The sequence below is a fragment of the Agrobacterium sp. 16-172Ci genome, from assembly GCF_053522725.1.
This window is the reverse complement of the sequence record NZ_JBNWBW010000022.1, coordinates 82398-103085: the sequence shown is the minus strand read 5'-3', so window position 1 is coordinate 103085 and position 20688 is coordinate 82398. Positions and strand designations below refer to the sequence as shown.

Annotated in this window: 15 protein-coding genes and 2 pseudogenes; 8 read left to right on the top strand and 9 right to left on the bottom strand. The window is 57.1% G+C overall.

Features of this window, described 5'->3' with window-relative positions:
- Positions 1–971, bottom strand: a 971-nt coding sequence (locus ACQZ40_RS18890; RefSeq protein ID WP_448748454.1) for a hypothetical protein, incomplete at its 3' end; no start/stop codon positions are given.
- Positions 972–1337: 366 nt separating this feature from the next.
- Complete coding sequence (locus ACQZ40_RS18885) at positions 1338–2036, bottom strand: hypothetical protein (RefSeq protein WP_448748453.1); 699 nt, start codon at positions 2034–2036, stop codon at positions 1338–1340.
- Positions 2037–2634: 598 nt separating this feature from the next.
- On the opposite strand from ACQZ40_RS18885, the gene ACQZ40_RS18880 reads away from it, so the two are divergent.
- The 5 genes and pseudogenes from ACQZ40_RS18880 to ACQZ40_RS18860 all read left to right on the top strand — a co-directional run.
- Positions 2635–4230 (top strand): peptide ABC transporter substrate-binding protein, encoded by a 1596-nt coding sequence (locus tag ACQZ40_RS18880; protein WP_078052177.1) that lies wholly within the window; start codon positions 2635–2637, stop codon positions 4228–4230.
- 54 nt (positions 4231–4284) lie between these two features.
- Positions 4285–5208 carry an oligopeptide ABC transporter permease OppB gene (oppB, locus tag ACQZ40_RS18875; protein ID WP_443406719.1) on the top strand — a complete coding sequence of 308 codons (924 nt, stop codon included), beginning with the start codon at positions 4285–4287 and terminating at the stop codon, positions 5206–5208.
- Positions 5201–6331, top strand: coding sequence for an ABC transporter permease (locus ACQZ40_RS18870; RefSeq protein ID WP_448748452.1), 1131 nt, complete (start codon positions 5201–5203; stop codon positions 6329–6331). Before oppB ends, ACQZ40_RS18870 begins: the two co-directional genes overlap by 8 nt.
- Position 6332: 1 nt before the next feature.
- Positions 6333–7943 (top strand): ABC transporter ATP-binding protein, encoded by a 1611-nt coding sequence (locus ACQZ40_RS18865; RefSeq protein WP_448748451.1) that lies wholly within the window; start codon positions 6333–6335, stop codon positions 7941–7943.
- Between the two features lie 193 nt (positions 7944–8136).
- Positions 8137–8361 (top strand): annotated as a pseudogene (locus ACQZ40_RS18860) (LysR substrate-binding domain-containing protein); the annotation flags it as partial.
- A gap of 170 nt (positions 8362–8531) precedes the next feature.
- On the opposite strand, the gene ACQZ40_RS18855 reads toward ACQZ40_RS18860, so the two are convergent.
- From ACQZ40_RS18855 to ACQZ40_RS18825, 7 genes and pseudogenes are all read right to left on the bottom strand, one after another.
- A complete protein-coding gene (locus tag ACQZ40_RS18855; protein ID WP_448748450.1) occupies positions 8532–10034 on the bottom strand; it encodes a SecDF P1 head subdomain-containing protein in 1503 nt (500 codons plus the stop codon).
- 168 nt (positions 10035–10202) lie between these two features.
- Complete coding sequence (locus tag ACQZ40_RS18850; RefSeq protein WP_271045144.1) at positions 10203–11246, bottom strand: ABC transporter ATP-binding protein; 1044 nt, start codon at positions 11244–11246, stop codon at positions 10203–10205.
- Between the two features lie 15 nt (positions 11247–11261).
- Positions 11262–12104 carry a carbohydrate ABC transporter permease gene (locus ACQZ40_RS18845; protein WP_078052174.1) on the bottom strand — a complete coding sequence of 281 codons (843 nt, stop codon included), beginning with the start codon at positions 12102–12104 and terminating at the stop codon, positions 11262–11264.
- Positions 12094–13020 (bottom strand): carbohydrate ABC transporter permease, encoded by a 927-nt coding sequence (locus tag ACQZ40_RS18840; protein WP_078052173.1) that lies wholly within the window; start codon positions 13018–13020, stop codon positions 12094–12096. The genes ACQZ40_RS18845 and ACQZ40_RS18840 overlap by 11 nt, the downstream gene beginning before the upstream one ends.
- Before the next feature lie 48 nt (positions 13021–13068).
- Positions 13069–14328 (bottom strand): annotated as a pseudogene (locus tag ACQZ40_RS18835) (ABC transporter substrate-binding protein).
- Positions 14329–14357: 29 nt separating this feature from the next.
- The gene (locus ACQZ40_RS18830) at positions 14358–15968 is read right to left on the bottom strand and encodes an FAD-dependent oxidoreductase (protein WP_448748449.1); all 1611 of its coding nucleotides are present in this window, start codon (positions 15966–15968) and stop codon (positions 14358–14360) included.
- Between the two features lie 16 nt (positions 15969–15984).
- Positions 15985–17028: a LacI family DNA-binding transcriptional regulator gene (locus tag ACQZ40_RS18825; RefSeq protein WP_448748448.1), complete on the bottom strand. Its 1044-nt coding sequence runs from the start codon at positions 17026–17028 to the stop codon at positions 15985–15987.
- A gap of 484 nt (positions 17029–17512) precedes the next feature.
- On the opposite strand from ACQZ40_RS18825, the gene ACQZ40_RS18820 reads away from it, so the two are divergent.
- From ACQZ40_RS18820 to ACQZ40_RS18810, 3 genes are all read left to right on the top strand, one after another.
- Positions 17513–17782 carry an acyl carrier protein gene (locus ACQZ40_RS18820; protein ID WP_220317641.1) on the top strand — a complete coding sequence of 90 codons (270 nt, stop codon included), beginning with the start codon at positions 17513–17515 and terminating at the stop codon, positions 17780–17782.
- Positions 17783–18077: 295 nt separating this feature from the next.
- Positions 18078–19094, top strand: a complete 1017-nt coding sequence (locus tag ACQZ40_RS18815; RefSeq protein WP_065656645.1) for a substrate-binding domain-containing protein — start codon at positions 18078–18080, stop codon at positions 19092–19094.
- 70 nt (positions 19095–19164) lie between these two features.
- Positions 19165–20685, top strand: coding sequence for a sugar ABC transporter ATP-binding protein (locus tag ACQZ40_RS18810; RefSeq protein WP_448748447.1), 1521 nt, complete (start codon positions 19165–19167; stop codon positions 20683–20685).
- Positions 20686–20688: the final 3 nt, after the last annotated feature.

The window sequence follows — 20688 nt, the reverse complement described above, 5'->3', positions numbered from 1 at the left end:
AGCTTCGCGTTTCCGCCGGTTGCTCCCACCACGCCATTTGGCTTATCAAAAACAGCCGAGGCTCTAATCGCAGCCGGATGAAACTTCAGTGGCAGGTCAAAGGCTATCGCATCTGCATAGAATGCGGCCATGCTTGCCACTTCGATCGCTTTATACTCAGGCACAAAGTCAGCAATGCAGTCCCTGACGACGCTGCTCTCGCGTAAAAGTTGTCTTATGGCTTGCTTTCCCAATCGGGTATGTTTGTCGAAGGTGTAACTCGGCAAACCTCCGCATAGCACTGACCGTGGCGCGGGCTCCCGTAATATTATTGGCGCTTCGCGTGTTTCGCGAATAGCTACCCATAACAGAGCCACCATCACAACGATTGGCTCGAGAGTCTTTTCAGAAGCCCCCTCGATTGCGGTGGACACACCGGGTGGCAAACCAATTTCTTCCAATGCCCGCATTAGGCTTGATAAATCACCCTTCGATAGAACACGTGGCCCGCCTCCGTTGATACCCGATGCCATCCACGCTGCCGTAGCGCGCTCTAGGAGTGGTGTGCGGGGGTCGGTGGCTGTCTCCACCATCTGCGCTATTGATCTCCCCGCCACGGACGCTCTGAGGCCCTCTGTGAAGGTGGCCTGCTTAGCGGTGCATATCAGGTAGTCGGTCTCTCGATTCTTAGGTGCTGTGCTCATCTGCTTTGTGAGCTCTAAAATTATCTCGCCATCTGTTCCATCTTGTCTCCGGACCTTTCGATCAATCGCATATCGCGCAATGTCGCCGCAGAGGGGGAGATCGCCGATACCGATGTCTTCATAGGCGATGAGTGTTAATCGTCGCCAGATTGCATTGCCTCGTAGTTTGTGGAAGTTGATGGCCGCCGCTTGGGCGTATTCTGTCTCGCCACGCCGTACAGCTTTTTGGAGTAAAGAGCTGGCGGTCCACGCGTCGATTGCAGGTAGTAATGATTTTATGTCGGGCATTCAAACCTCCTTGTTGTTACAGGGAGGTCATCCATCATCGAGCGACCCAATAAGGACGATAGCTAGCAAATCTGTCTATTCAAGAAATTAGAACGCTTTCACCCAATTAAAAAAATAAAATCTTCTTTTGCTGAAAGGAGATAGCTGTAAACGCTATGTTCCGCCAATGTGTGTCTCTAACCCGTAGCTGGTAACCTATTATTTCGGGTAAGGAATTTCTCCGAAAGCTCAAGTTTCTTCGCGTCTCCATAGCGAGGCTTGCCGAGCGTATGGCCTATTTCTATCTTTGACCGAAATATTATGTCCCCTGTAATATAAGATAGAAATAGGTATCTTATATTACAATAGGGGACATAATGCATTCGGTCATTTGATGTGTGTCAGCGTTGATAGCGTCTTTTGACTGCTTTTCGCCGAGTAAGCCTTTTGCTCTTTCATCAAATGCATTTCTTTTCCGACGGAGTTAAAGCGTAGAATGAAGCTTGTCGGAGGGAAATCATCATAGTATCGGAAGTAGCCTTGGTCACCGAGTATTGCGATCTGAATTTTTGCTCCCGCCATAAATGCTGGTACATCGTTTAGTACGAGCTTGAATATCTCTGGGGCTTTCTCCATACCCCACTCGTCTGCAAGGCCACCCAAATGGCCATATTGGGCACCATTTATCCTCCGACCAGTTTTAGACAGCCATATTTTGGCAAGGATATTTTGGACGTGCTTCTTGGTTTTTGCCCCGTAAACGCCTTCACGAATGAGTGTAACTTTCTTGCCTGTATCAGGGTCTAAAACACATTCCCGAACGAACGGCGGTTTAGAGATCAGTCGGCGCAACGTTTCTACCGAAAAGCCAAGTGTACTAACCCACCAAGCTTGTGGCCTTTTCGCCCACACAAAACCATTGTGGTTGTAGGGTTCGGCAGTGGTGAGCTGACCTACGAGTTTTTGGATAGCGCCAACCTTTTGCGACGGCGCTTTTGCGAACGAGTGCTTTTGAGCAATGGTTATCGCTTTTTCGACGTGTTCCTTACTGTTGACCGCTAATGCTTCGTTGCTATTTTGTGACATCGACTGAGGATTCCTATGGATGCTGTTCTTTAGCCGTAAAATGGGCGAGGTCGTAAAGATGAGCCCCAGCTGCGAGCCGGGAACACGCCTTCGTTTCCGAGTCAGTGATCGCGCGGGCACCTACACGCGGGTGACACGTGAACCATTGGAAACTGTTGGTAATGGTGGATAGCTACTGGCGGGCGGTGTTAGCATTTGCTATCAGCTAGCTCTGTATTTGTTGATGTTCATAGACGTTGACATCGTAGGGGTCACAGGTTCAATCCCTGTCACGCCCACCATCCGAATTATTAAGTATCAAGGCCTTGCGAGAGATCGCAGGGCCTTTTTACATAGTGGCCCCCAGCGAGTGACACGGGCGTCTGCCTTACCGTCTTCGATGCCACGCGGTTCGTATCGCGCAGGTCTTTCACGACAAAGCAACCCCCGGGTTGCGATTTTCGCGCCTCGGGTATTCAGAACAGTTGTCCACAGTCCTGGCATTGAAAGAGCACCGACGAGGTCAAGGCTTCCCATCAACTCACAATTTATTGTTGTTGCGCTTCGGAGCAATATCGCCTTGTTTGTAGACTCAAAATCTTCACGGGGAGAGAAAACGATGTCCATAAAAACAACAACTCGCGCCACTCTGCTGGTAGGATCGCTTCTGATTGGGGCGAGTTCTGCACTTGCGGAAACAGTTCTACACCGCGGCAATGCCGGGGAACCGCAGACGCTCGATCAGGCGCAGACCTCCATCAACATCGAAGCCTTTATCCTGAAAGACCTTTATGAAGGTCTCACCATTTACGATGCCGCCGGCAAGATCGTTCCCGGTACGGCGGAAAGCTGGACACTGTCTGAGGATGGCACCGTCTACACGTTCAAACTGCGTGCGGATGCGAAGTGGTCGGATGGCACGCCGGTAACGGCCGGAGATTTTGTGTTCTCCTACCAGCGCGTCGAAGATCCAAAGACTGCAGCAAAATATGCAAATATTCTTTACCCGATCAAGAACGCCGAAAAGATCAACAAGGGCGATGTTCCGGTTGACCAGCTTGGCGTCAAGGCGGTGGATGACAAGACCCTTGAGATCACACTCGAGCGCCCGACACCTTTCTTCCTTGAACTCCTTTCTCACCAGGCGGCTCTGCCAATCTCCAAGGCAAGCTACGAAAAGAATGGCACCGACTTCGTAAAGCCCGGCGTCATGGTCTCGAACGGCGCCTATAAACTCGAAGCGCATGTTCCCAATGACAGCTTGACGGTCGTCAAGAACACCAGTTTCTGGGATGCATCCAACACCAAGATCGACAAGGTCATCTTCTACCCGATCGACGATCAGGCCGCATCCGTTCGTCGTTTCGAAGCAAAGGAAATGGACCTCGCCTACAACTTTTCCGCGGATCAGATCGACCGTCTGCGCAAGGCCTACGGCGAACAGGTTCACGTTTCGCCGACGCTTGCCACCTATTACTACACCTTCGATACCCGCGAAGCGCCGTATAACGATGTCCGTGTCCGCCAGGCGCTCTCCATGGCAGTGGACCGTGATTTCCTCGCCAAGGAAATCTATAGCGGTTCTCAGATTCCGGCCTACTCCATGGTTCCTCCGGGCATGGATTCCTACAAAGAGCCGGCAAAGGCCGACTTTGCCACGCTGTCTCAGCTTGATCGCGAAGACGAAGCCCTCAAGCTCATGAAGGACGCTGGTTACGGTGAGGGCGGCAAGCCGCTTTCCATCGAAATCCGTTACAACACCAACCCGAACCATGAACGCGTCGCGACGGCTATCGCTGATATGTGGAAGAACACTTTCGGCGCGAAGGTGTCGCTGGTGAACCTCGACGTCGCCTCGCACTATGGTTACCTTCAGGAGGGCGGCAAATTCAACGTGGCGCGTGCCGGTTGGGTTGCCGACTATGCGGATGCCGAAAACTTCCTCGCGCTTTCGGTATCTTCCAACAAGACCTTCAACTATTCCAAGTTCAACAACGCCGAATATGACGCGCTGATGCAGAAGTCCTACGACGAGAAGGATCCTGCCGCTCGCTCCAAGCTCCTGCATGAGGCAGAGACCATCCTCATGAAGGAACAGCCGGTTGTTCCGCTTCTGACGCAGGCCGATCTCTGGCTGGTTTCCAACCGCGTCAAGGGTTGGGTCGACAATGCTGCCAACGCACACCTCAGCCGCTTCCTGAGCGTTTCCGAATAAGCAGCGTCGGCACGGTGGCTCACACCACCGTGCCATGCCGGAGCCCGAAAAAGCATGATCTCGTTTATCCTGCGCCGTTTGGCGAGTGCGGTGCCGACTTTGTTTATCGTCGTCACGATTTCGTTCTTCCTGATGCGTTTCGCACCGGGTGGTCCGTTCAATCTTGAACGTCCCCTGCCGCCGCAGACGATGGAAAACCTGATGAGAACCTATCATCTGGATGAACCATTGTGGCGCCAGTATCTCATCTATCTCGGCAATGCCGTCACCGGCGATTTCGGTCCGAGCTACGTCTACAAGGATAATACCGTCGCGCAATTGATCGGCAAGGGTCTGCCTTATTCGCTGGAACTCGGCAGCTATGCTCTTTTGCTGGCGCTGGTCGGCGGCGTTCTTGCCGGGACGCTGGCCGCGCTCAGGCAGAACAGTGCCTTCGATTTCTCGATCATGTCGATTTCGACCGTTGGCGTTACCGTGCCGAACTTCGTTGTCGCACCGGTTCTCACGCTTGTCTTTGCCGTCATACTCGGGCTTCTGCCCGCCGGCAGCTGGGGCGACGGATCGCTGCGATATCTCATCCTTCCGATGATCGCGCTCGCTTTGCCGCAGCTTGCGGTCATCGCGCGTCTGACACGCGGCGCAATGATCGAGGCTTTGCGGATGGACCACATCCGCACCGCCAAGGCTTATGGCCTTCCAGCGCGCAAGGTGGTGGTATTCCACGCCATGCGTGCGGCGATGCTTCCGGTCGTTTCCTATCTGGCTCCCTGCGCCGCAGCGCTGTTGACGGGTTCGGCAGTCATCGAGACGATCTTCACTATTCCGGGCGTCGGCCGCTACTTCGTTCTTGGTGCGATCAATCGTGACTATACCCTGGTGATGGGAACCGTCGTTCTCATCGCCATTTTTGTCATCCTGTTCAATCTCGTGGTCGATATTCTCTACGGCCTGCTGGATCCGAGGGTCAGACATGACTGATATCCCCGGCAATATTGCCCCTCAACCATCGGTGAAAAGCCGAAGCCTGTTCCAGCTGGCAGCCCTGCGTTTCAAACGAAACAAGGCCGCCATGGCAGGTTCCGTCATGCTGCTGCTGATCACGCTTTTCTCGTTCATCGGCCCGCATTTCCTCACGCACACCTATGATCAGGTGTTTTCGTCCTATGTCTCCGTCCCGCCGAGCCTTGAGCCACGCCCGGATGTGAACAACCTGCAAGACGTGATGGAGGGCGTTGCCAGCCGGGCGCGCGTCGAGCTGAAGGAATTCTCCGTCGAAGGGCAGACCTTCACGGCAACCGTCACCTCCAGCAGCACGATTGACCCGCGCACCACACGCTATTTCGACCGCGCCAACGAATTCGAAAATACGAAGGTCATCGCCACAGAAGATGAGGGGCGAACGCTGAAGCTGGAAGGCGACGTCAACCGCGAATACTTCTTCTTCGGCACCGATTCCAACGGTCGCGACATGCTGGCGCGCGTGATGCTGGGTGGGCAAATCTCGATCGCCGTCGGCGTTCTCGCCAGCCTCGTTTCGCTCGGAATCGGCGTTCTTTACGGCGCAACCGCGGGATATATCGGTGGGCGTGTCGACAATGTGATGATGCGTTTCGTCGAAATTCTCTATTCGCTGCCCTTCGTCTTTCTGGTGGTCGTGCTGGTGGTGTTTTTCGGCCGCAGCTTCATCCTGATCTTCCTGGTCATCGGTGCGGTGGAATGGCTGGACATGGCGCGTATCGTCCGCGGTCAGACGCTTGCCCTGAAACGGCGAGAATTTGTGGGCGCCGCTCAGGCTTTGGGTTTGAGCGACTGGCAGATCATCCGCCGTCACATCATCCCGAATACGATCGGGCCCGTCGTCGTGTTCGTCACGGTCGTCGTACCCAAAGTCATTCTTCTGGAAAGCTTCCTTTCCTTCCTCGGTCTTGGCGTGCAGGCGCCGCTGACGAGCTGGGGTGCGCTGATTTCCGAAGGTGCCAACAATATCCAATCAGCCCCATGGCTACTGATATTTCCGGCGATCTTCTTCGTACTGACCCTGTTTTCGCTGAATTTCGTGGGTGACGGGTTGCGTGATGCACTCGATCCCAAGGATCGTTGACATGAATACGACATCTGAAACCATCCTTACCGTCCGTAATCTCAAGGTCGATTTCACGACGCCGGACGGCACGGTGAAAGCCGTCAAGGGCATCGATCTTGACGTCAAGCAGGGTGAAACGCTTGCCGTTGTCGGAGAATCCGGTTCCGGCAAAAGCCAGACCATGATGGCCATCATGGGGTTGCTGGCATCCAACGGCGTTATTGAAGGCTCGGCAAAATATCGCGGACGAGAGCTGATCGGTCTGCCGGTCGGCGAGCTGAACGATATTCGAGGTGCGAAAATCACCATGATTTTCCAGGAGCCGATGACCTCGCTCGATCCTCTCTACCGGATCGGCGCGCAAATCGCCGAGCCTATCCTGCACCACAGGGGCGGCAGTAAAAAAGAGGCGCGCGCCCGCGTTCTCGAACTGCTGAAGCTCGTGGGAATTCCCGATCCGGAGCGGCGCATAGACAGCTATCCCCACGAACTTTCCGGTGGCCAGCGCCAGCGCGTCATGATCGCCATGGCTCTCGCGAATGAACCGGATATTCTGATTGCGGATGAGCCGACCACTGCGCTGGACGTGACGATCCAGGCACAAATCCTCGACCTCCTGAAGTCGTTGCAACAACGCTTCGGCATGGCCATCGTCCTGATCACGCATGATCTTGGCGTGGTCCGCCATTTTGCCAATCGTGTGGCCGTCATGCGCCGTGGCGAGATTGTCGAGTCCGGTACGACGGAAGATATCTTCGATCGCCCGCAGGCGGATTACACCAGGATGCTTCTCGACGCCGAACCCAGCGGACACAAGCCGGCAATTAGTACAGAGGCGCCGGTCGTGCTCTCCGGCCAGGGCGTGACGATCGATTATACAATTCCTGGTGGCTTCTTGACGAAGTCTCGCAGGTTTCGAGCCGTAGACGGCGTCAATGTCAACCTTCACCAGGGACAGACCATAGGCATCGTCGGTGAGTCCGGATCAGGCAAGTCCACGCTCGGTCGTGCGCTTCTGCGTCTAATTGTGGCAGATGGCCGTATTTTCTTCGACGGGAAGGAAATTACCGGACTTGATCGGAAGGCAATGCGGCCATTGCGGCGGCGTCTGCAGCTTGTGTTCCAGGACCCCTATGGCTCGCTTTCGCCAAGACAGACGGTCGGAGAGATCATCACGGAAGGCCTGTTTGTGCATGAGCGACGGCTGAGCCGAGCGGAACGGGACAAGCGGGCAATAGAAGCACTGAAAGAAGTCGGTCTCGATCCCGCCGCTCGCAACCGTTACCCTCACGAGTTCTCGGGCGGACAACGTCAGCGTATCGCAATCGCCCGCGCGATCATCCTCAAACCGGACGTCGTCATTCTCGACGAACCGACATCCGCACTGGACCGATCCGTTCAGGGACAAGTTATCGATCTGCTGCGTGATTTGCAGAAGACGCATGGCCTTTCCTACATCTTCATCAGCCACGACCTTTCTGTCATCAAGGCGATTTCGGACTACGTCATCGTCATGAGAAACGGGAAGATTGTGGAGGAAGGAGAAACGGACGCCATATTCAACAGTCCGACGGCTGAATATACCGAAACACTCATCAAATCTGCTTTTTCAGTGGAGGCGGCACCATAGATTATCGCACGGCCGTGGCAGACCCTCTCTGGCCCTGAACCACTTGAAAAAGAGCGGCAACAGATCGCACAAAGACAGAACTTCTTCGACAAAGGAAATGCCGGTGCGAGGTTGAGGATCGAGATGGCCTTTGAGACATGCGTGCGGCGGACAAACGCCACACCTCTGCACAGCTTCCCATGCCGTTGCCGCAATGACGGCAGATCATCGACTGGCATCCCGCCGGGTCGTCACGCCAAATGACCTTCTCGATGAACGAGTGCTCATTCCCGGCCGTAATTCTCCGCTCAGGCTGGCACTCGACCGCGCCTTCTCAATCGAAGAGCACCAGCCGATAAGCACGATGGAAACGTCAATGCTGAACTGCTGCCACTTTGCATCGGCGGGCATGGGCGTTGGCATCGTGGATCATACCAGCCTGCGTTTTGCCGGTGCCGAAGTGGTGGCGATACCGTTCGAACCGAAGATAGAAGTGTCCTACGACGCGCATCCGCCAAATGATGAGCGCCGCAGGAGAAGATACGGATCGTTCCCGGTTATTGCCTCGCTCGAGCCTTTGCGGCGATCGCCATTTCCCTTTTTGCAGGATTATGGCGCCAACCGCACAATGATCTTGGCCTCGGAAGACGACAATTTCCGTTCGACGGCCAAAGCTTGCGCTGAATCAAGGCCACTGATGGTGACGCTGCCGCCCATAATCGGCTTTCTCACGACCGGTTCGAAGATGACGTCTCCGTCAACCAGCAGCTGGGTCTTCTGCCCGAGAGCCGCGCGTGTGAAATCCTCGAAGACCTTGGCGCTTTCCGGTGTCAACGCAATTTCCACCGCAGGTCCGGCAGTGGGATTGATCGAGGTTTTCACCTTTGCGACCTTGAGCGAAATCGGTGCAACGTCCCCACCGCTGTCGGCAGAGGTTTTGCCACCCTCCTTCTGGTTGTGAGAGGAAGCGGTATCGGCGTCGGCCTTTGGGCGGTAATGGTCCAGATCGATCGAAGCCTGCGTATTGTTTTGAGGTAGCGGCTCAACGCGTTGACCGGACAGGGTCTCGGCAGTCCAGGCATGCGGCGTGGGCAGGACCGGTGGCTGATCCTCACGCCAGATATGCACGCCCACGGTGACCTTCATGCCGCCAACACTTGCGACCGTGTTTTCCAGCACTTCGATTGTCGATCCGTCGCGTGTTGAATTCACATAGGTCACAGTCCGCGACTTGCCGGCGCTTCTGGCCTGCGCCAGTTGCGCATCGGTCAGTTGTTTCGCCCGGTCTGCGAAGCTTGTGATCATGCCATCGATCGAAGATTGCTGGGATTGCAGCAGGGCGGCCGGATCGTAGGTGACCGTCGCGCTGAATGTGGCTGTTTGCCGGGCCTTGTCGGCGGCTTCGAGTTTCCAGACGGTGCTTGTCGGAACGAGCACCCCCTTCAGTTTTTCGCTTCCCGCAACCGTCCATTCCTGCCCGATATCTGTCGTGAAAGCTTCGGAGGACTGCCCGAGCGCAAGGATCATGCTTTCCGGCGCAAGCACGTTGATCACGACAAGAGGATTACCTTTAACGGTCTGGAGCATGCGGGAGGCCGTGTTATCCGACGATGACGTGGACAGGAGCCTTTCCATATTGGCAATGATCTGATCGGCGCCGACGAGCGCCGTCGGAGCACCGCTCGGATCCGCATCGAATTCCAACTCCTCGACACCATAAGCGGCGAGCGAATTGCGGAACATGGCGTTCATCGCATAGGAATCCGCAGCACCCGTCGCATCCGGGGGAATGTCTGCGGAAAGTCTCCATTTCATCCGCATCCCCTCGTCGTTCCGCGACAGAACCGTTGCCGATTGACGGAAGTCCCCGCGCATGACAACGGACGAGGCTTCCGGCTTGTCGAACCAAAGCGACATATCGGTTTCGGTCGTTTTTTGAACCCGATAATGAAGCTCAGTGCCGACGGCAGGCGCATAAGGCGGCACGGTCACGCTCTCCGCCGCCTGTGCGGGGCCGACCGCTATCGTTGCAGGGAATGTCAGACCGGCAGTGAGAAAGAGGAGGCGGATCAGGCCGATATTGCGGCGCGTTGTGGTCGTGCGAATTTGCATGCCCTCCGGTTGCAGCTTTTCCAACACCTGACATGCCGATTTCGGACTGTCTATCCCAGTTTCAACACCAAGCGGCTTCTGTGGGCAGTGATTTTTAATCATTAAATTCTGCCCTGCGCCGCGATTTCCGCGACGGTTCTATACGCACGCTTCCGGTTTTCATCGACGCTAGTTGAGGCGTTGACTGGTTCTGGCATCGAACAGGTGGATCGATGCCAGATCCGGCTGAACCTGGATGGTCGCGCCCGGTTGCGCTTGTACGCGCTCGCGGAAGACACCGATGACCTGGTGATCGCCGATCATCATCGTGACCTGCGTTTCCGACCCCATCGGCTCCACCAATAAAACGGTTGCGGCGAGGCCATGGTTGACCAGTTCGAAATGTTCCGGGCGGATGCCGTAGATCGCTTCGCCTGTGGCATGGCTGGGAGGGAGGGGCAGGACGACGCCGTCAGCCTCGAAACCATCGGCGGTCAATCGCCCATTGATGAAATTCATTGCCGGGGAACCGATGAAACCGGCGACGAAGGGATTGGCGGGCCGGTCATAAAGCTCGAGCGGCGCTCCGCATTGCTCGACCCGTCCGGCATTCATCACCACGATCTTGTCGGCCATGGTCATGGCTTCCACCTGATCATGCGTGACATAAACGGTCGTGACCCCGAGACGCTGATGCAACGCCTTGATTTCACCGCGCATCACCACACGCAGCTTGGCATCGAGATTGCTGAGCGGTTCGTCGAACAGAAAAACCTGAGGATTGCGGACGATTGCGCGGCCCATGGCGACACGCTGCCGTTGCCCGCCGGAAAGCTGGCGGGGGAAGCGTTCGAGCAACGGCGTCAGCCCCAATATCTCCGCTGCCCAGCTCACCCGCTCGGCGATCTCGGCCTTGCTGCCGCCGCGATGTTCAAGCGAAAAAGCCATGTTTTTCGCTACGTTCATGTGCGGATAAAGCGCGTAGTTCTGGAAGACCATGGCGATGTCGCGGTCTTTCGGCTCGATCTCGTTGACGATACGGCTGCTGATAGAGATATCGCCGCTGGTAACGGTTTCAAGGCCTGCGATCATCCGCAGCAGGGTGGATTTGCCGCAGCCCGAAGGGCCGACGAGGACAACGAATTCGCCATCGGCAATATCGATATCGACGCCGTGGATGGTGGCGAATGCGCCATAGCTTTTCTTGACGGATCTAAGGGTAACGGGTGCCATGGGTCAGCCTTTCGATTAGCCTTTAAGCCCGGTATGGGCGAGGCCTTCGACGAATTGTTTCTGCGCAACGATGAAGACGATGAGTACGGGGATGGCGGTCATCGTCGCGGCGGCAAGCTGGATGTTCCACATCGGTCCGCCGTAGGCGTCGGTAAATTGTGTCAGCGCCTGGGGCAGGGTGAACTTGTCGGGGCTGGAAAGAAAGACGATGGGTTCGAGATAAAGGTTCCAGCTGCCGAGAAATGTGAAGATTGCAACGGCGGCCAGCGCCGGACGGGCAAGCGGCAGGGCGATGGTCCAGAATATCTTTAGCCGGCCGAGGCCATCGACCCGTGCGGCTTCTTCCAGTTCCACGGGCAGGGAGATGAAGAACTGGCGCATGATGAAGGTGGCGAAGACCGCCGGCGCACCGAAGATCGGCACCAGGATCAGCGGCCAATGCGTGTTGATCATGCCCCATTTGAGAAACATCCGGAACAACGGAACCAGCGTCACTTCGGATGGGATCAGCAACCCCACCAGAACCACCATGAAGATGGCGTTGGCAAAGGGGAACCTGATACGCGCAAAGGCATATCCGGCCATCGACGCCACTGCCATGGTGCCGATGGTGACGATCGCCGCGATATAGGCGGAGTTCCAGTATTGCAGCGCGAAGGGCTGTATTCTGAAGACGTCGGAATAGGAGGAAAAATCGAAGGCGCGCGGCCAGATATCCGGCGGAAAGGCAAATATCTGGCTGACGGGTTTGACCGACGACGTGACCATCCACCAGGTCGGGAAGACGAAGGGGACAAGCAGCACGCAGAGTATGAAATAGATCAGCGCCTGCGCGCGTGGGCTGAGTTCAGTTTTCATAGAATACGAACTTTCTGCGCAGGTGCCATTGGATGAAGGTGAGAGCGCCGACAATGACCAGCAGAATGATGGAGAGTGTCGAACCGTAACCGAAGAGGTAGAACTGGAAGGCCTGCTGATAGAGGTAATAAACGAGAACCGTCGTGGAAAAACCCGGCCCGCCCTGCGTGAGGATCATGATCTGCGCAAAGACCTGCAACGCGCCGACGATGGTGACGATGGAAGCGAGCAGGATCGTCGGGCTGATCATCGGCAGGGTAATGCGATAGAACTGCTTGAAGCGCGGCACACCGTCGACGCGCGCGGCTTCGAACAGTTCCCGCGGCACGCCCTGCAGTGCTGCGAGAAACAGGATCATGTTGAGGCCGAGATTCTTGAGCGCCTGCACGACGATGACCGAGATCATCGCGGTCGTTGGGTGGCGCAGCCAGTTGGGACCCTCGACGCCGATCATTTGCAGGAGGCCGTTGATACCGCCATTGTTCTGCAACAGGAAACTCCAGACGATTGTCCAGGCGACCAGCGACACCACCACCGGCGAAAAGAACAGTGTGCGGAACACGGTCATGAAGGCCAGCTTCTGGTTTAAGAGCAACGCAAGCCCCAGCGCCAGGCTCATATTGAGCAGGGCAAGTCCGGCCGAGAACACGGCGGTCACGGCCAGTACTTCGCCTATGGCCGGGTCGCTGAGCAGCTTCTGGTAATTGGCGACGCCGGTGAACCGGAACGATCCCGCCAGCACGTTCCACTCATGCAGCGAATACCAGAAGACCAGCACCAGCGGCACGAGCACGAAGACAACGATACCGATGAGTTGCGGCGCGATGAACAGATAACCGGTGGCGGCGTCACGCCGCGCCATGGTCCAGAAACCGCGCCGGGCCTGTGTTTGCGCTGTTTGGAGGGCAAGCGTCATGGCTCTTCTTCCTTCTGCCTTTCGCATCCACCGGATGACTGCGAAGCGTCAATTGGCCGCCAGCAATGGGTCAAGACGGCTGCAAAGCGCTTGCAGGACAGCCGCGACATCGGCATCTGGTCGCCAGAGACCATCGAGGCCAGCGCGAACGGTCTGTTGCAGCCGGGCAAAATTGAGAACCTGCTGCGTCGATTGACCGGTGGCGACGCCGCGAATGACCACGGCCTCTATCTGCTCGCGCGACAGCAATGGGTTGGCGGCCGCAAGCACATCGGCGGTCAGCAGGCTCTTCCGTGCTGGCGGGAAAAACCGCGCGAGCTTGGCTACATTAGGCTTCGAGGAGAAAAACGCCAGGAATTCCGCTGCGAGCTTGGGATTTTTGCCGCTGGCCATGACGCCAATGCCTGCTCGACCTGTAACGGCATAATCGCCGGCAGGCCCCGTGGGCAACGGCACGAGATCCCAGTCGAAGGCCTTGTCGCCTTTCGGCAGCAGCGATGCGCGGCTGATCTGGGTGGTCGTCATCGCCGCATCCCCGGCAAAGAAATCGGCCGAAACGCCTGGCCCCGACATGGCTTTCTTCACGAAGATCGCATCGTGGATGAAGCGCATGGCGTCAACCATCTCCGGGCTGGCAAAAGCGCAGGACTTGGTGTCTTTCGACCAGGGATAGGCATTCCAGCCGGTATAGACCTCGGCAAGATTCTCCCACGCCTTGTATTCAAAATCACGAATGATCAATCCCTGTTTGCCGGTCGTCGCGACTTTTGCCGCCGTCGCAATGGCATTGTCCCAGTTCCATTCGCCGGCAGCGATCATCTCGGCGGGCGTCTTTGCACCTGCCGCCCGGATCATGTCGTTGTTGACGAAGACGCCGAAGGGAGATGTCGAGAATGGATAGAGATATTGTACCCCTTCATACGACCAGGCGGTGAGCGTTGCCGGGGGGAAGTCGCCCATGTCGTAACCTTCGGTATTGGCAAAGGTTTCGGTGAGGGGATAAAGCGCCCCTGCCGCCATGAAGTCGGGCGCGGTCGTGTCGAACAGCCAGGCCAGATCGGGGGGATTGCCGCCGGCGATCTGGGTGGTCAGAGCGGTGGCATAGCCTTCGTAGGCAAGCGAATCGTAGGTGATCTTGACGCCGGGATGGCTCGCCTCGAACTCATCGGCGATCTAGTTGAACAGGGCCAGATGGGCTTCGTTGGCGCTCCAGATGGCCATCCGCAATTCCTGCGACAAAGCTGGCGAAACCAGCCCGGATGTGACCAGAAAACCGGCCACTGCAATTTTCACTATACTCCTGCGCATGAGCAATCCTCCCAGATTATACGTATTAGCTAGTAGCCGCGAATATCGGGCCAATGGCGCTCCACCCCTTGGCGTTCAATGTGGGTATGAAACTCCGCCAGCCGCTTTTCATCGGCATGCACGCCATGCGGGGTCTCGCCCTTGTCGAGGCAATAGGCCGCCAGCATGCCGGCCACTTCGCCGATGTTCCACTCGACTGGATGCAGCCTGTAGCAGCCATTGGTGATATGCGTCGTGCCGATATTCTTGGATGCCGCCAGCAGGTTCGTTTTGTGGCGGGGAATAAGGGCACCCAGCGGAATCTCGAATGGGCAGGCGCCGACATCGATATAGTTATCGCCGCCCGTCGAGGGGTGCAGGTCGATGCGGTACATGCCGATACCGATGCTGTCCGGATAATGCACCGCGCCGCGATCGCCGCGCACCGCAAGCGACAGATCCTGCTCGACCACCGTGGTCAGGGCACGAATGCGACGGCTTTCACGGATATAGGGCGCCATGGCCAGGCCATGTTCCGTGCCGGTAATGTCGCCGCGCAGACGCAGGCCCGGAAAGCCCTGACCGCCATCCGGGCGAGGCGCCTCGGTCTGCATCCAGTAGAACATGGAATAGGACAGACTAGCCGCATCGGCCAGCCGCTCGGCATATTGTTCTGGGGTAACATCAATGATCGGTGCCTCGAAATAATCGATCATCGGCCAGTTCACGAGGCAGATATCGCTGGCATAGGCACCGGGTCGAAATGTATGGCGGGCGGCAATACGGCGGAATATCCAAAGGCTCATATCGCCGGCGCTGTGACGCTGGTCTGCAACGTCGCGTGTTGCGTTGTCGGCTGGGTTGGGATCGAAGAACCGGCGACTGCGCTCCAGTGTGCGCGGATTGGGCGAGTGCCAGCTCAATAGCGGGCCGCCCCAAAATTCGGGGGCAACCTGACGCCAGTGCTCGTACCGGGCAGGTTTGTCGATGACATGATTGCCGTCAACCTGATCGATGGCGAAGCAGATAGAGACGGCTTGCTGATTGTCCGGTTGCGCCTCCGCCGGCGCGCTCGGCTCGCCGGTTTCGGATTGGGCTTCGAAACCCGTGACATAGTCAGTTGCGGTCAGCGGCAGCAGATCGCCCAATTCGGTCGCGTCGATGATATAGCGGGCCGAGCAGGAAACGAGATCGCCGGTATTGCAATGGCGTAGCGTCACGGCCCGCACGGTGTCGCCGTCGACCTCCGCTGATATCGGCTCATAGGGCTTGAGGATGGTCAGCTTGCCACCGGCCGCGTAAGGCGCAAGCATTGCCTCCATCACCGCCAGCGAAACGCGTGGTTCATGGCACAGGCGAGAGACGTTGCCGTCTCCGGGGTTGAGCGTCAGATCGGCCCGGGCTGTGTCGGTGAGCGGATAATGATTGCGGTAATATTGCCGCACACCCGTGCGCAAGGCGCGATAGCTGGCGGTGATCCCGAACTGTTCAACCCAGCTGTGTTCGTCGGGCGGTACGGCCTGGCTGGTCAGCTGGCCGCCAATCCACTCAAATGCTTCGGTCAGGATAACGCTGCGGCCATTGCGCAGGGCCCCAAGTGCCGCGGCCACGCCGCCAAGCCCGCCGCCAACCACAAGAATATCTGCATTGTATTCTCTCACGTCAGGTTCTCTTTCCTTAAGTTGGGCTTTGATTTGGGGAGCCAAGCGTTTCGCCCGCCACGATGTCGCAGCCCAGCAGTATCTGCCGTACCGGGCCGGGGGGGCTGGTGAGGGTTTCGACCAGCATGGAGGTCGCCTGCCTGCCCATCTCTTCGCGGGGGATGGCATAGGAGGTGAAGACGCGTTGCGACCGGAGCGTATGCGTGCGGGTGCCGCTGCCCAGTACCACGATGGAAAGATCGCCGGGGACGCTCACCCCCTGGGCGCGGACCTGATTGTCGAAGACCACCGCTTCGGCTACTTCGGCAAAAAAAACGACGCTCGCTCCGCTGGCGCGAACGGCGGCCATTTGCTCGGCCGGATCGCCATTTTCGCTTTCGTGGGAATAGACCAGCTCCGCCGCGCCCTCGATTGCGGCGAGAAAACCACGCCAGCGGTCGCTGATGGATTCCGCCGGGCCCGTCGCGCCGATAAAGGCGAAGCGGCGATGGCCGGCGGCAAGTGCCTCTCGCACAAGAGCATGCGTGGCTGTCACATAGTCCGCGCCAACATAACGCACCGGCCCGCCGGCATCGTCACGACGACCGACTGCGACGTAAGGGTAGTCGCCGGCAACCAGCTGGGCCAATTCATCGCGGTCGAACTGGCTGCCCAGAATGAGGCATCCGTCAGCTAGTCGAAGCCGACCTGTTTCTCCGAAGATGCGCTTGCGGCCGTTATCGTCGCGCGCCGCAGCCGTCATCAGCAGAAGGTCGTAGCTCAGCCTCTCCGCTTCCTCTTCTATCCCCATCAGAAAAGGCGTGTAGAAATCTGCCTGCGCAATCGGGAAAGCCGGCTGATAGGTGAAAACACCCAGAATCCGATTAGCGCCTTTGACCATGCTGCGCGCGATGGGGTCCGCCACATAACCCGTGTCCCGAATGGCCTTCAGCACACGCTCTCGCGTTTCAGGCGGGATACGGCCTTCGGCGGATTTCGCCTCGTTGAGCACGAGCGAAACCGTCGCCTGGCTGACCCCCGCGAAGATCGCAATGTCCCGTTGCGTCAAGCGCCTAACCATCGAAACCTCGTTTCCTTCTGGCTGCTAATTCGTATTAGCTGCTTATGCGTATAAACAGTGTTTGCGAGGGGATGTCAATAGTGAGGTACTCCGGAGGATGTGGTGGTTCCGGCACATTCACTCCAGCTTCCGCGCGGCCCGTCACCATTAGACAGTCTTTCCGGGATATTTCGCTTAGGGCCACCTGAAACATGACTATCCAGGTCACCGGAGTGCGCCTGCGAGCCGGATGCAATTCATGAAAGCCGGAAAAGTTCAGAGACAGAGAGCGGTCTAAAAGCCGGTTACGGGCAACAATAAATTACAAAATCTTCATTGCAGGTCACTCATTCCGAAGCTTAGATTTTATCGGGGGGAGAAATGAGAGAGCAATGTCGAACCTGGGTAGCCTCATATCCCTTTTTGTCTTCGCGATGGGCATTTTCGCCTTCTATCGATGGATGTCGGATGACATCGGCACGGAGAACAGGAAGTCGGAATCGAGATGGTGAGTTTTTCGGTCCCCACAGATACCGCAGTATCCGAGATAAGAAACCGGGTTGCAAAAATCATCGGCGAGCAGCTCGGAATAGCTGATGATAAAATCGTCGATACAGCTGATTTTTCCGAAGATCTGAATGCGGATTCGCTTGAGGTCGTTCAAATCGTCATGGAACTCGAAGAGGAATTTGGCATAGAAATTCCCGATGCTGCCGCAGACAGTCTTTCCACTGTCGGTGATGCCATTCGCTTCATTCAGTTGGCAACCACTTAGTCGATCTGGAAAGAGCGCGTTTGATATGGCGATAATCAATCCATTCATGCACTTTCTTCCCGCCGTTGTCGGCGCCTATGTCCTCTACAAATTCATCCTCTATTTGCTCGGCGCCGATTAGGCGCCGGCCATCGCTTCCGTGCCTTGCGGCTGAACTGAAATAAATTTCACATCATAAAATAAAATTCAAACGGCATTGACGGCCGCTCGGTTTCCGGCTATCCCAATTCCCATGCAATAAATTACACCGAATAAAATTTATTGCGGACTAAGTCATTGTCCTTGGGAGGGGAATATGTTGGCTTTTCTGAAATCGACCGCTGCCGCGGGTGTTTTAGCCGTGGCGATTGCCGGTGGGGCCGGTTCGCAGGCCACCGCTGCTGCGGGAAAATTTGCGTGCGAGCCGGGTGAGACCTATGTGATGAACGTCATGGTTTCCAGCCACCCCTATTGGGTGCCGGTCTTCGAGGGGTTCAAGCAGGCCGCAAAGGCGCTCGGCTGCGAAGCCGTTTTCACCGGCACCCCGGAATATGACATCACCAAGCAGATCGCATCTTTCGAGCAGGAACTGGTGAAGAAGCCGAAGGGTATCCTGCTGCATCCGATGCAGGCCGATCCCTTTATCGAACCGATCAACAAGGCTATCGGCTCCGGCGTTTCGGTGACGACTTTTGCGGCGGATTCCCCGAAGTCGAAACGCACCGCCTATATCACTTCGGACAATGTTGCCGAGGCGAAATTTGCGGCGGATGAAATCGTCAAGAAACTTGGCGAAAAAGGCGAATATGCCGTTCTGGAAAATCCGGGACAGAGCAATCACGATCTGCGCGTCACCGCTCTCATCGACTATATGGGGCGCACCTATCCGCAGATGAAGCTGGTCGGTCGCCAGGCGACCAATCAGGATTCGAACCTTGCCTACCAGGCCGTTGGCGCATTGTTGCAGGCCAATCCCAATCTGGGTGCCCTGTGGATTCCCGAAGCCGGTTCGGCCGAAGGCGCGACAGCTGCGGTCCTTGAGGCGAAGAAGAAGGTCCTGATCCTGCATGCGGATATCACCCCGGCCACGCTGGAGCATATCAAGCAGGGCAATATCTACATGTCCATCAACCCCAATCAGGGTGTGCAGGGCTTCATGGGTTTCATGAACACGTTTCTGGGCGCCCATTCGGACCTTATCGACCCGTTCAACGACTACAAGGTTTCCGGCTTCAATCCGATGCAGGTTCCTTCGATGGACAATGGTTTCGCTGTCATCACCAAGGCGAACGCCGCTTCCTTCGATCTCAACGACTATATGAAGGGGCGCTGACGCGTCGCTCTGGACCCGGCGGGGTTTGCACCTCGCCGGCCACAAGGGGAAGCAGGTTCGGGAGGGCGTTATGGGTGAGGTCATCCTCAGCATGACGAATATTCACAAGGCGTTCGGCCCCGTGCGGGCGCTGCGCAATGCGGCACTCGAGTTGCGGCGCGGCGAAATCCATGCGCTGGCCGGTGAAAACGGCGCCGGCAAATCGACGCTGATGCATATAATCGACGGCATTCTGCAGCCGGATGGCGGGGAAATCGTGCTGGATGGCAAACCGGTCAAGATATTCTCGCCCAATGCGGCGAACCGGCTCGGCATCGGTTTCGTGCATCAGGAGATCGCGCTCTGCCCGGAGATTTCCGTCGCCGAGAACATGTTTATGTCGCAGACGGGGCAGAGCCGCTCCTGGTTCATGAACTATCGCGATCTCGAAAAGCGGGCGGCAATTGTGCTGCGGGAAATCGGTGATATCGATCCCGCCCGCCGGGCCGGAGACCTGTCGATTTCGCAACAGCAGATCGTCGAAATCGCCAAGGCGCTGACACTCGATTGCCGCATCCTGATCCTCGACGAGCCGACGGCGGCGCTGACCGAAACCGAAGCCCAGACGCTTTTCAGGATCATGCACCGGCTGGCGGAACGGGGCATTGCCATCGTTTATATCTCGCATCGTATGGCGGAGATTTTCGAACATTGCGACCGCATCACGGTGATGCGCGACGGCTGCCATATCAGGACGGAGAATATTGCCGATATTTCCCCGGAAGAGGTCGTCAACAGCATGGTGGGACGGGTGCTCGACAAGCTCTACCCGCCAAAGCTTTCGGAGGATGAAAAATCGGATGACGTCATTCTCTCTGTGCGAGGCCTGAACGAAGGAAAGCGGGTTTTCGATGTCGATTTCGATCTGCGCCGCGGCGAAATCCTGGGGCTTGCCGGGCTGATCGGTGCGGGAAGAAGCGAGATCGCCCGGGCGGTCTGCCGGCTGGAGGGGAAGCCGAGAGGCGAGGTTACGCTGCGCGGCCGGGCGCTGAGGCTCAAGGATTATCGCGACAGCATCCGTGAGGGGCTGGTCTATCTCTCCGAGGATCGCAAGGGGGACGGGCTTTTCCTCAATATGTCCATCGCCTCGAATGTCTCCGCGCTCGATATCGGCAGGGTATCGAACGGCATGGGCTTCATCGAACGGCGCAAGGAAATGAAGCGCGCCGATGAGTTGGGACGCAGGCTGGAATTGCGGGCGAACAGCATCGGCGATGCGGTATCGACCCTGAGCGGCGGTAACCAGCAGAAGGTGGCGCTGGCGAAGATGCTGTCGGTGGAGCCGGAGGTCATCTTTCTGGATGAGCCGACACGCGGGGTGGATGTGGGGGCGAAGGCGGAAATCCACCGCCAGATCCGGGAACTGGCGCGCGAGGGGGTCGGTGTGGTCGTCATATCCTCGGAACTGCCGGAACTCATCGGCGTCAGCGATCGCGTGCTGGTCGTGCGCGAGGGGCGCATCACGGGTGAGGTCGAGGGCGACGACATGACGGAGGAAAAGATCATGCAGCTCGCATCGATCAATATTGTGCATAGCCCGGAAAGGGCCTGAGGG